8 protein-coding genes and 1 pseudogene are annotated in these 11,481 nt (G+C 73.4%); 6 read left to right on the forward strand and 3 right to left on the reverse strand.

Translation table 11 applies throughout. From position 1 onward, the window contains the following. Window positions 1-193 precede the first annotated feature (193 nt). From ACH4SL_RS36265 to ACH4SL_RS36280, 4 genes are all read left to right on the forward strand, one after another. Window positions 194-1,840, forward strand: a complete 1,647-nt coding sequence (locus tag ACH4SL_RS36265) for an FAD-dependent oxidoreductase (protein ID WP_398454323.1) — start codon at window positions 194-196, stop codon at window positions 1,838-1,840. Window positions 1,841-1,990: 150 nt separating this feature from the next. After that, window positions 1,991-2,803, forward strand: coding sequence for a class I SAM-dependent methyltransferase (locus tag ACH4SL_RS36270; RefSeq protein WP_398454325.1), 813 nt, complete (start codon window positions 1,991-1,993; stop codon window positions 2,801-2,803). Window positions 2,804-2,835: 32 nt separating this feature from the next. Further along, window positions 2,836-3,255 (forward strand): signal peptidase I, encoded by a 420-nt coding sequence (locus tag ACH4SL_RS36275; protein ID WP_398454327.1) that lies wholly within the window; start codon window positions 2,836-2,838, stop codon window positions 3,253-3,255. Between the two features lie 201 nt (window positions 3,256-3,456). Beyond that, window positions 3,457-3,981 carry a hypothetical protein gene (locus ACH4SL_RS36280; protein ID WP_398454329.1) on the forward strand — a complete coding sequence of 175 codons (525 nt, stop codon included), beginning with the start codon at window positions 3,457-3,459 and terminating at the stop codon, window positions 3,979-3,981. A 72-nt stretch (window positions 3,982-4,053) separates the two neighbouring features. Here ACH4SL_RS36280 and ACH4SL_RS36285 read toward each other — a convergent pair whose 3' ends face one another. After that, window positions 4,054-7,569 carry a phosphodiester glycosidase family protein gene (locus ACH4SL_RS36285; protein ID WP_398454331.1) on the reverse strand — a complete coding sequence of 1,172 codons (3,516 nt, stop codon included), beginning with the start codon at window positions 7,567-7,569 and terminating at the stop codon, window positions 4,054-4,056. A 432-nt stretch (window positions 7,570-8,001) separates the two neighbouring features. Between ACH4SL_RS36285 and ACH4SL_RS36290 the strand changes: the two genes are divergently transcribed. Then, window positions 8,002-8,928, forward strand: a complete 927-nt coding sequence (locus ACH4SL_RS36290) for a helix-turn-helix domain-containing protein (protein WP_398454333.1) — start codon at window positions 8,002-8,004, stop codon at window positions 8,926-8,928. Window positions 8,929-8,958: 30 nt separating this feature from the next. On the opposite strand, the pseudogene ACH4SL_RS36295 reads toward ACH4SL_RS36290, so the two are convergent. Both ACH4SL_RS36295 and ACH4SL_RS36300 read right to left on the reverse strand, forming a co-directional pair. Beyond that, a pseudogene (locus ACH4SL_RS36295) lies at window positions 8,959-9,963 on the reverse strand (MFS transporter); the annotation flags it as partial. 103 nt (window positions 9,964-10,066) lie between these two features. Next, window positions 10,067-10,528, reverse strand: coding sequence for a nuclear transport factor 2 family protein (locus ACH4SL_RS36300; RefSeq protein ID WP_398454336.1), 462 nt, complete (start codon window positions 10,526-10,528; stop codon window positions 10,067-10,069). An 84-nt stretch (window positions 10,529-10,612) separates the two neighbouring features. Between ACH4SL_RS36300 and ACH4SL_RS36305 the strand changes: the two genes are divergently transcribed. Further along, window positions 10,613-11,185, forward strand: a complete 573-nt coding sequence (locus ACH4SL_RS36305; RefSeq protein WP_398454338.1) for a TetR/AcrR family transcriptional regulator — start codon at window positions 10,613-10,615, stop codon at window positions 11,183-11,185. Window positions 11,186-11,481 lie beyond the last annotated feature (296 nt).

An 11,481-nucleotide genomic window follows, 5' to 3' on the forward strand; every position in this document is an offset into this window, starting at 1 on the left:
GGCCCCAGTATCGGCCCCCGCCGGCCCCATTCCCAGCCCGTCCGGAGTTTCGCCGCGCAGGGCCGCGGGCCCGCGGATCCGGCGTCCGCGTTCATCCGTTGTCACCCGTTCGGGGTAGTGACACTACGTAAGCAGAGAGTAACCTTGAGTGAGCAAGGGGAGATTCAGCGGTTCAGGGGCCAGGGGGCAGGACATGTCGACGCATCCGATCGAAGTGACACCGGGCGACGCGCGGTACGACGCGCTGCGCAGGGGGTTCAACCAGCGGTGGATCGCCACGCCGGATTCCGTCGTGCTGGCGTCGTCGGCCGACGACGTGGCCGCGGCGCTGCGCACGTATCTGGCCCGTCCGGCGGGGTCGCGGCGGCGGATCACGGTGCGCTCGGGCGGGCATTGCTACGAGAATTTCGTGTCGTCGCCCGACGTCGGGGTCATCGTGGACGTGAGCGGGATGAACCGCGTCCACTTCGACCCCGGGATGGACGCGTACTGCATCGAGGCCGGCGCGACCAACTGGGACAGCACGACGCAGCTCTACCGGACGACGGGACTCGCGCTGCCGGGCGGCTCCTGCTATTCCGTGGGGCTCGGCGGGCACGTGTCGGGGGGCGGGTACGGGCTGCTGTCCCGGCTGTTCGGGCTGACGGTGGATTACCTGTACGCGGTGGAGGTCGTGACGGCCGCGGACGGCAGGCACCCGGTGAGGACGGTGGCCCGCAAGGATGCGGAGGATCCCGCGCTGCGCGACCTGTGGTGGGCGCACACGGGCGGGGGCGGGGGCAACTTCGGGGTGATCACCCGCTACTGGTTCCGCGGGCTGCCCCAGCCGCCCGCCCAGGTGCTGCTGCGGGCCGTCGCGTGGGATTGGCAGGACTTCGTCGACCACCCGGAGCTCTTCCGCTCGCTGGTGCGCCGCTACGGGCAGTTCTTCGAGTACGAGGCCGCGGGCCGGCTCCCGGCGTCGCCGTTCAGGTCCTACGGCTACCGGGACATGTTCAGTCTGCTGAAGCTCACCCACATAAGCGCGGGCAAGGTCGGACTGACCGTGCAGCTGGACGGGACGAAGCCGGATTCCCCCGCACGGCTCGCCGCCTTCCTGGACTGGATCACCGCGGACTTCCGCTCGGGCAGCACCCAGCTCGTGCGCGAGCAGCCGCTGGACCAGGCGATCGGCGAGCACCCCGCGCAGGGCGGCCTGTTCATCCCCACCCTGCTGCCGTGGCTCACCGCGACCCAGAGCCTCAACGACTCGGGGCCCAACCGCTGCGGCAAGTACAAGTCGGCGTATCTGACGAGGGGCTTCACCGACCACCAGATCGAGGCGATCCAGCGCCATCTGACCGCCCCCGGGTACAGCAACCCCGACGCCCTCGTCCAGGTCGACTCCTACGGCGGCGCCGTCAACGACCGGGCCCCCGGCGCCACGGCGGTGCCGCAGCGCTCCTCGGTACTCAAGCTGCAATACCAGGTCTACTGGACCTGGGGCGTCGACGCCGACGAGAACGGCCTCTTCGACTACCGGGACGCCGAGCTCGACCCGGGGATCGCCGCCCCGCACCTGCGCTGGATCCGCGACCTCTACCGCGACGTCCACCGGCCGACCGGCGGCGTCCCGGTCATCGCCGATCCCGACGACCCGGCGACCCGGGACGCCAACACCGACGGCTGCTACATCAACTACCCCGACGTCGACCTGTCCGACCGACACCTCAACACCTCGGGCCAGCCCTGGCACCGGCTCTACTACAAGGCCGGCTACGAACGCCTCCAGCGGGTCAAGCAGACCTGGGACCCGCACGACATCTTCCACCACGAGCAGTCCGTCACCGTGCCGAGGTAGTCGGCGGGGGCCACTCCGCGGGGGCCGTCGCCGGGCCGCGGTGGCTGCGCGGGCCGGGCGGGTCCGCCGGGCCGGGTGCCGCGCGGGTCGTCGGTAGAGTCGGCGTGGCCGCCGGGGTGTCCGGGCGGCGACAGCGGAGAGCGGGGGCCGGTGGGCGTGGAGGACTTCGACGAGGCGGAGCGGCGGATCTGGGCGGGAAGGGCCGCGGCCTTCCGGGACAGCTTCGCCAAGCTGTGCGCGCACACCGCGCCGGCGCTGCTGGACGCGGCCGGGGCGGGCCCGGGGGTCCGGCTGCTCGATGTCGGCACAGGGGCCGGCACCGTCGCGGCCGCGGCGTGCGCGCGCGGCGCCCGGGTGACCGCCGTCGACGCCGAGCCGGGCATGATCGAGCTGGCCCGGCAGGCCGCGCCGGAAGCCGACTTCCGGCGCGCCGTGCTCCCTGACCTGCCGTTCGAGCCCGGCAGCTTCGACGCGGTGGTGGCCAACTTCGTGGTCAACCACGTCGGGCGGCCCGCGGCGGCCGTCGCGGCCATGCGGGCGGCGGCACGGCCCGGCGGCCGGGTCGCGGCGACGATCTGGTGCAGCCCGGCCGGCGCGGGGCACGAGCTGCTCCGCCGCGCCGTGGAGGCGGCCGGGGCGCAGCAGGCGGCCGAGGAGCCGCGGCTCGACCCGGCGGAGGAATTCCCCCGCACGCCGGAGGGCTTCGCGGAGCTGCTGGCCGCCGCAGGGCTCGCCGAGGTGACCTGCGCGCCGGTGACATGGGATCACCTCGCGGCCACGGAGGAGTGGTGGGGCGGCGCGGCGGCCGGGGTGGGGCTCATCGGCCAGACGGTCAGCCGGCAGAGCGCCGGCACGGTCGTACGGATCAAGGCGGCGTACGACGAGCTGGTCCCGGAGTACACGGGCCCGGACGGGCGCCTCGTACTGCGCTACCACGCCCTGCTGGCCCGCGGCCTCGCCTGAGGCGGCGGGGGCCCTTGATAGCGTCGGGCCGCGTGAACGACACCGTCTACACCGGCCACGCGGCCCGCGACGCGGCCCTCGACCGCGGCTGGCTCCTCGGTCACTTCAAGCCCGAGGGCGACCCGCGCCACAGCGACGACCTGGAGATCAAGTGGGGCGTCCACCCACCCGGCGACACCCGCGCGGCATGGGTCCGCAGCGAGCGGCGCACAGCCCTGCTGGTCCTGATCAGCGGCCGCTTCCGCCTCGACTTCCCGCACCGCAGCGTCGTCCTCGCCGAGCAGGGCGACTACGTCGTCTGGGGCCGCGACGTCGACCACTCCTGGGAGGCCGAGGAGGCCTCGGTCGTCCTGACGGTCCGCTGGCCCTCGATCCCGGGCTACGCGGTGCCCGCCGCCGACCGGGCCGGCTCCGGCTCGACCGCGGACACCGGGCCGCGCGACGCCCGGTAGCCGTCGCGGGCCTACGCACTCCCGGCGGCGGCGCCGACCTGCGCCCGCGTCCTGGACGTCCCGGTACGAACCGCTCTGGTACCTGCACTCCTGTGCGAGTACGCCGGATTCGGTCGCTTCGTCTAGCCGCGCCTACGCACGCTGCGTAGTCCGGGCGAAACGCACCACGGGCCGCGGCAGGCGGAGCCTACTGTTCCGGCCATGAAGATCAGTACGAAGATCACTCGCACGGTTGTCGCAGTCGTCGGCGGGTTCGCCGCTTTCACGCTCGCCGCGTGCGGGCCCACCGGGGGGCCGGACGCCGGTTCCGCGGCGACGGTCACGCCGACCGCGACGGCAAGCCCCAGCACCACCTCGGCCACCACGACGAGCCCGACGGCCGACGCCACGACGGAACCGGCGACCATATCCCCGTCGCCGACCACGCCACCGGCGACGACAACCGCTCCACCCACGACGCCGGCCCCGAAGAAGACGACCGCGAGACCCGCGGTCCGGCACACCACGGCACCGGCTGTGCACCGCACAACGGCCCCCGCGCCGAAGAAGACGACCGCGCCGGCCAAGAAGAAGACAGCGGTGTGCAGCATCCGCTCCAACGCGGGGAACTGCTACACGGCCGGCCAGATCTGTCGCAAGGCGGATCTCGGGGCGAGCACGACGGACGCGAACGGGCGGAAGATCACTTGCGGTATGTACGAGGGGTTGCGGCGCTGGCACTACTGACCGCGCTGGGGCGGGCACCGGTCGGTGCCCGCCCCAGCGGGTGTCAGGTCGTGGACGGCTCCTGCCGGAGCGCTACTTGAGGATCCTGATCGTCTTCGTCGTCGTGACCGACGCGAGGGATGCGGCGTCGGTGTAGGGGCGCATGGAGTCGTTCGTCACCGTGACGGTCACCGTGCCGGGGCGCAGGGCGGTGAGGGTGTGGGTGGCGGGGTCGAGGATGGCGGTCTTGCCGTGGTGGCGGGCGTCGTCCACGGCCTTCTTGCCGCTGCCGATCGCGAGGGAGGGGGAACCGCCCCAGTCGATGGTCATGGGGTAGGCGAGCGGGACGACGCGGGTGCCGGTGCCGACGCCTTCGGGCTGGACGATGCTGCCCGAGAGCTGGGCGGTGCCGCCGACACGGAGGGTGTCCGGGGTGTCGAGGGTGACGGACTGCGCGAAGGCGTGCACGTCCGTCTCCAGCCACTGCTGGCCGGCGTTCGCGTGCGCGTCCACCGACCAGTCGGCCCAGCCGGTGAAGCCGCCGCGGTCGGGGGTGCCGTACGGGTCCTTGCCGGAGGACGGCAGCACCACGTACGGGACGCCCTCGAGGCGGTGGACGTCGGCGATCTGGGCGTGCGAGCCGACCATGGCCGCGCCCTTGCCCGTGGTGTCGCGGAAGTGCGTGAGCATGCCCTCGACGAGCGCGACCTCGTCCCGGTCGCCGAGCTGGCTGGACTTCGTCTCGGCCGGGTCGTCCACCGGGTGGTGGGCGAAGACCATGACGTTGTGCACGGACGGGTCCTTCTCCGCGTCGGCGAGCGCCTTCTGCATCATCGGCAGCTGGTCGAAGTCGGTGCCGTGCAGCGTCCCCAGCGAGCTGGCGAGCAGGATGAAGCGCGTGCCCTTGTGGTCGAAGGTCCGGTAGGGCTGCCCGAATTCGGCGGTGAAGTTCGTCAGGTCGGACTGGACGTTGTTCAGACCGTACGACTCGTGGTTGCCCGGCACGTAGTAGCAGGGCACGGAGCCGGACCTCGGGTCCGGCGTGCTGTTCGCGGGCGGCTCCTGGCCGACCGGGATGAGGTCGCAGCCGGCGTCGGTGAGGACCTGGCGGGCGAGCGCGAGGTCCTGCGGCAGGCCGCGGTCGGTGATGTCGCCGTTGAGGACGATCAGATCCGGGTCGGTCGTGCGGATCCGCGCGATCGCCGCGGTCGCGACCTGCGAGAGCGCCGGGTTGTCCGCGGTGAACTGCACGTCGGAGAGCGTCGCGAAATTCCAGGTGCTCCTGCCCTGGAGCAGCGAGCCGTCGTCCGAGACGAGCGGGTCGGCGCGCAGCGGCGCCTGCGCGGGCAGGTCGACGGGGGTGGGGATGTCCGCCTCGATGCGGTCCAGGACGAACGTGCCCGCCTTCTGCTGCGCGACGTTGGTGTTGATGCCCTGGAAGCTGGACACGGAGATCGGGAAGACGGTGTTCGCGGGCAGCGTGAAGGTCGCGTACTGCCAGTCGGGACCGGCGGTCAGACCGGTGCCGTAGACGCCGTTGCCCGCGCCCTTGCCGTCGTAGTAGCCGAGGTAGGTCAGCCCGCTGGGCACGCTGATGCTCGACTTGATCCGCACCCGCAGCCGCAGCGGCTGGCCGGGGACGGCGACGCGCCGGTCGGACGAGGCGGCCGATATGCCGACGTTGCGCATGGCGGCGAAGTCGATGCGCAGGCCGTCGGGGTCGGCGGAGAAGGTGGTGGCCGCGGTGCTGTTGTTGTGCCAGCGGGCGAGCACGTTGTCGTCGAAGTCGTAGACGGTCTTCGTCTGGACGCCGATGGTGATCGGCAGCTGCACGGACCTGCCGCCTGCGGTGACGGTCAGCAGCGTGCCGGCGGCGGCGAGCGGGGTGATCCGCAGCTTGCCGTCCACGGGCGTGATGTCGACGACGGAGTGGTCGTAGTCGAGCCCGAGGTCGCGCGGGTCGATCGGGGCGGTGTAGCCCTGTGCGTCACGGCCGGTGACGGAGACGGTGACCGCGTCGGCGGGCGTGGCGTCGGCGATCGACAGCAGCTTGGAGGACAGCTCGACGGAGTCGACGGCGCCGAGCACCGTGACCTTCCGCTCCGCCTTCGCCCTGCCGTCGTGCGCCGTGACGGTGACGGTCCCGTACGCCCCCGGTCGCACCGTGAGCGTGCCGTCCTTCACGGACGCGCCGGGCGCGGACCAGTGCACGGACCCCGGCGCGACGGTGACGGGCGTGAGGTGGTCGTCGACGCCCTCCGCGACGAGCGCGCGGCGCATCCCGGGGAAGACCTTCACGCCGCCGTCGGCCGCGGCCGCGCCGGGTGCGGGCTTGACCAGGAGCTGGTGCAGCTTGCCGTCGCCGGGGGCGACGAAGACGCCCACGCCGTTGGGGTCGTTGCGCTCCTGGCCGTCGGAGGGCACGTTGCGGACGGTCGCGTCGTCCTCGCCGAGCGAGCGGGCGACTATCGTGGTGGAGCCGCCGCCGTCCAGGTTGACGGCGGTCTGCACGCCCAACGCGGCGAGGTCGCGCGCCTCCTCGTCGATGCCGACGCCGCCCTTGCCCGTACCGCCCGGGCCGTCCCAGGTGGCGAGGACCAGGGTGTGGCCGCCGTCCTTGAAGCCGAGGGCGGTGCGGGGGGCGATCGAGGTGTCGAGGCCGGGGACGGCCTGGCCGCCGGAGACGATGGTGCCGCCGTGGCCGAGCGCGAACTTCATGGTTCTGGCGGCCTGGTCGGCGAGCGCGTAGCTCAGCTTCGCGGGGTCGCCGGGCCGGAGAGTGCGCAGCGCGGCCGCCGCGGCGCCGCGGCCGACCAGCACGAAGCCGTCCGCCGGGACGGCGCCGGAGCCTGCCGGGCCGTTCGGTGTGACGGAGACGACCGCGCCCTTCTCGACCAGGACCTCGGCGATCTGGTCGTTCGCGACGCCGGTGAGGCCGGTGTTGCGGCTGTACGTGCCCCACGCGGAGGTGAAGGCGACGAGCCCGTCCGCCGGGACGCCGCCGCCGTTGGCCGCGTTGAGCGAGAGCACGGTGTGGTCCGTGCCGCCGAAGGCCGCGGTCGCGTCGACCGTGAGGTCCACGAGCTGGGCGATGCCGTCCTGGCTGACGCCCACGTGCTTGCGGTTGCCGGTGGCGTCGGCGGACTTGACGACCTTGCCGTCCTGGACGTCCCCGCCCAGGGCGGCGTTGGAGTTGCCGATGTCGAAGAAGTCGCCGTTGACGCCCGCGACGGCGCCCGCCTTGTTCGCGGCGGCGCTGAGCGGGCCGCCGGACGCGGCCGGACCCGACGTCAGCAGGTTGGTGCTGACGGCGTGGTCGGACAGGTCGACGGTCAGGAAGTGCGCGTCGTACCAGCCCTTGCGGTCGAGCGCCTTGACGTGCTGGAGGCTGATGCCCGGTCCGGTCTGCTCGACCGTGTTCGCGAGCGGGATCCCGCCGGTGGCGGGCGGGGCGGGTACGGCGGGGGCGCCGCCGTGGTTGCCGCCCTTGCCGTGTGTGCCGCCCGCGTCCGCGAAGGCCGCCGCGGGCGTGCCCGCCACGAGCGTCGCGGCGGCGACCACCACGAGCAGGGGTTTCGTACGCCGGTGTTTCAGGACGGTGAGTCTCATGTGCGTGCACCTCGGGCGTGACGTGAGCGGGAGAGGACCGCGCCCGGTGGCGGACGGACGCGCCTTGATCCAAAGGACGCCCCACGGAGGGCGCGTGACGCGCCGTCAAGCACACGGTGAACGCTGCCGTAACCCCGCGGGGTGCGCCATTTTGCGCTCCGGGCTGCCACGTGCGGTGGCCCGCGCGACCGTCTGCCCGTGAGTGGTTGCGCGCGCAGTTCCCCACGCCCCTCAAAACGCTCGCCCTCATCCGCAGGACCAGCTCCGCTGAGGGAAGCCCCGCCAGGGGCTCGCCCATGCCGCGCAGGGGACAAACCAGGGGCGCGGGGAGCTGGGCGCGCAACCACGCACCGGCGGGAGGTCGCGCGGGCCACCGCACGTGGCACCCCGGGGCGGCGGAATACCCGGAGGGCGTCGGGTCGTTGCGGGGGCATGACAGCGAGTGGTGGGCGCGGCACGCTCACGTGGGAACTGGTGGGCGTGCACAAGTACGCGCTCGGCGCCGGGGAGGCGCTGCGCGGGGTGGACGGCGCGGTCTGGGTGCTGGTGCTGGACGGTGACGTGCGGCTGGCGGCGGACGCGTCGGGGGCCGAGGCCCTGCACGCGGGGGACGCCTTCCATGTGGACGCCCGCACCGCCTACCGGCTCACCGCGCTGACCCGGGCCGAACTGGCGGTGGGGCGGCTGCTGGCGGTGCCGCCGCTGCCGAGCCCGCTGGTGGCGCGGGAATTCGCCGACCGCCACCGCGGCATCGCCGAGCTCGTCCGCATCTGCCCGCTCGACCCGGCGTGCGGGCAGTCGCTCTTCGCCGCGAGTTACGGCGGCCTCATCCAGGCCGCGATGCTGCAGTCCCTCGACGAGGACGAGCGCGACCGGCAGGGCCCGGACCCGCAGATCGTCGCGCTCATGTCCGTGCTCGACGCGCATCCCGGGCGGCCGTGGACGGTGGAGGGGATGGCGCGGGTCGCACACCTGTCGCGCTCGTCGCTCGGCGAGCGCTTCCGCCGGGCCCTCGGCCGTACTCCCGCGCAGGTGCTGCGGGAGGTGCGGATGCGGCACGCCCGCGCGCTGCTGGCCACGACCGACCGGCCGGTGGAGCAGGTCGCGTTCGCCGTGGGGTACGGCTCCGCGGCGGCGTTCAGCCGGGCGTTCTCCGCCTACCACGGGACGCCGCCGCAGGTGTGGCGCTCAGACGCCGGGGGTGCGCAGCGAGGCGAATCCGGCGCTGCCCGCCAGGGCCACGAGGGCGCCGAGCAGCATGGCCGCGCGGACACCGCTGTTGTCGACCACGGCGCCGCCGACGGCCGAGCCCGCGGTGATGGCCACCTGGAAGGCCGCCACCTGCAAGGACAGCGCTGACTCGACGCTGCGCGGCTCCGCGCGGGTGACCCACAGCTGGGTGGCGACGGGCACCATGTTGAAGCCGAAGCCCCAGAGGACGATGCCGGCCGTCGCGACCACCGGGTTCGTCGTCGCGACCAGCATCAGCAGGCTCGCGCCGAGCAGCGCGGGCCCGGCGACCACTGCGAGCCGCAGCCGGGCGGCGAGCAGGCCGGCCGCGAGGTTGCCGGCGAGCCCGCCCACACCCCAGCCGAGCAGCAGCCAGACCGTGCCGCCGTCGGTGACGCGCTCGATCGCGAGCCGGATGAAGGGGTAGGCGGCGAAGTTGCCGAAGGCCACCAGCGCGATGCAGCCGACCCCGGCCATCAGCCGGCGTCCGGCCACCACCCGGCGCAGCATGCCCAGCCCCGCGCCGGGCTGCGCGGGCACCGGCGGCAGTGTCGCCACGACCGCGACGAGCGCCAGCACGGTGAGGCCCGCGGCGGCCCAGAACACCGGCCGCCAGCCGACCGCGTCGCCCAGCACCGAGGAGAGCGGGACCCCGATGATGGTCGCCGCGCTCACCCCGAGCGCGAGGCTGGTGGACACCACGTGGTCGCGTCCGGGCATCGCCTTGATGCCCGCGCCGAGCGCGAAGGACCAGAAGCCGGCTATGGCCGCGCCCAGCACCAGCCGTCCCACCAGCAGCAGCGGGAAGTCGGGGGTCAGGGCCACGACCAGGTTGGAGACCACGGCCAGGGCGAGCAGCCAGACCAGCACCGTCCGGCGGTCGGTGCGCGGCAGCACCACGCCGATGGTCGGGGCCGTCAGGGCGCCCGCGACCGCCGTCGCGGCGACCGCCAGTCCGGCGGTGCCCTCGCTGACGCCGATGTCCGACGCCATGGCCGGCAGCACGCTCGCGGGCAGGAACTCGCTCCCGACGAGCGTCGCGATCCCCAGCGTGAGCGCCATCACCGGCGCCCACGAGCCCTCTTCCCCGGCAGCGCCGGACACCACCTTGCCGTCCGCCTCGACAGCGGCTTGCGAAACGGTCGTACGACCCTCAGACATCATGCGCCCAGTCTTCCGGCCCCGCCCGCCCCCGGCTTGACCGTTCTGCCGCTCCGCATGACGCGGACGCCGGACCTGCCCGCCGGGGCGGGCCGGCCGCGGCCCGCTACAGCACCGGGAGGTCGGTGCCGTGGTCCGCGGGCGGGCGGGGGCCGAAGATGCGGCGGTCGGCGGCGTCGATGGGGAGGTCGTTGATGCTGGCCTCGCGGCGGCGCATGAGGCCGTGCTCGTCGAATTCCCACAGCTCGTTGCCGTAGGAGCGCCACCAGCGGCCGCGGGCGTCGTGCCACTCGTACTGGAAGCGCACGGCCATCCGGTTCTCGCGGAAGCCCCACAGGCTCTTGCGCAGGGCGTAGTCCTGCTCGCGCTGCCACTTGGCGGTGAGGAAGGCGACGATCTCCTCGCGGCCGTGGACGAAGGTGTCGCGGTTGCGCCACACGGAGTCGGGTGTGTAGGCGAGGGCCACGTGCTGCGGGTCGCGGGTGTTCCAGGCGTCCTCGGCCGCCTGCACCTTCTGCCGGGCCGTCTCCGCCGTGAACGGAGGGTAGGGCGGACGGTCTTCCGGCACGGTGGCCCCCTTCATGGAGAACGCTCGTTCTCTACGTGGGCACTAAGGTAGAGAACGGCCGTTCCCGACGTCAAGGAGGCAAGGATGCCCGCCCCGATCACCGAGGAGCAGTCCCGCCTCGACCGCGAGGCGCTGCTCGACGCGGCCGAACGGCTCTTCTACGAGCGGGGTTTCCGGGCCGTCGGCATGGACCAGGTCCGCGCGGCCTGCGGGCTGCCGCTCAAACGGATCTACCGCTTCTTCCCCGCCAAGGAGGAGCTGGTGGTGGCGATGCTCAGGCGGCGCGACGCCCGCTGGCGCGGGAGCCTGGCCGCGTACGTCGAGCGCACCGCCGACCCGCGCGGGCGGGTCCTCGCGGTCTTCGACTGGCTCGCGCGGTGGTTCGCGGAGCCCGGCTTCCGCGGCTGCGCCTGGATCAACGCCTTCGGTGAGCTGGGGTCCTCCTCCGGGCCGGTGCTGGCCGAGGTCCGGGCGCACAAGCGGGCCTTCCACGAGCAGCTCACGGTCTGGACGGCCGCCGCGGGCATCGCGGCCGAGCCGGTGTGCCTGCTCGCGGAGGGCGCCATGGTCATGGCCGGCATCACAGGCGACCCCGCCCCGGCCCGGCAGGCCCGCGCGGCGGCCGAGGCACTGCTCGGCGCCGCCGCCACCCGCTGACGGGCAGGGCCCGCGGCACGGCCGCGAACGCGGCCCACTTCCTACGCGCCGGTTGAGCCCGGCGCCGCGCGGAGCGTCGTCGATCCGCCAACCCTGTGTAAAGCGTTGACAAAGCCACGCCGTCCTTGCAACCTGTGAGTCGCAAAAAATCGATGACAACAGCCTCAATTACTCGCTGACGCCCGCAACTTCGTGGCATGACCGCGTTCGGCAGGTCACGGAGCTGTGCAAGACGTCGCCGACGCGGCTCGCGTTCTCCCCCCACCCGCTCTCCCGTTCCCGGCAGAACAGAGGAG

This window comes from Streptomyces sp. NPDC021020 (genome assembly GCF_044333285.1).
Taxonomy (GTDB): Bacteria; Actinomycetota; Actinomycetes; order Streptomycetales; family Streptomycetaceae; genus Actinacidiphila.

Coding starts and splice junctions, on each gene's coding strand:
- ACH4SL_RS36265 (WP_398454323.1), top strand. CDS start 194: ATGTCGACGCATCCGATCGAAGTGACACCGGGCGACGCGCGGTACGAC.
- ACH4SL_RS36280 (WP_398454329.1), top strand. CDS start 3,457: ATGAAGATCAGTACGAAGATCACTCGCACGGTTGTCGCAGTCGTCGGC.
- ACH4SL_RS36285 (WP_398454331.1), bottom strand. CDS start 7,569: ATGAGACTCACCGTCCTGAAACACCGGCGTACGAAACCCCTGCTCGTG.
- ACH4SL_RS36290 (WP_398454333.1), top strand. CDS start 8,002: ATGACAGCGAGTGGTGGGCGCGGCACGCTCACGTGGGAACTGGTGGGC.
- ACH4SL_RS36305 (WP_398454338.1), top strand. CDS start 10,613: ATGCCCGCCCCGATCACCGAGGAGCAGTCCCGCCTCGACCGCGAGGCG.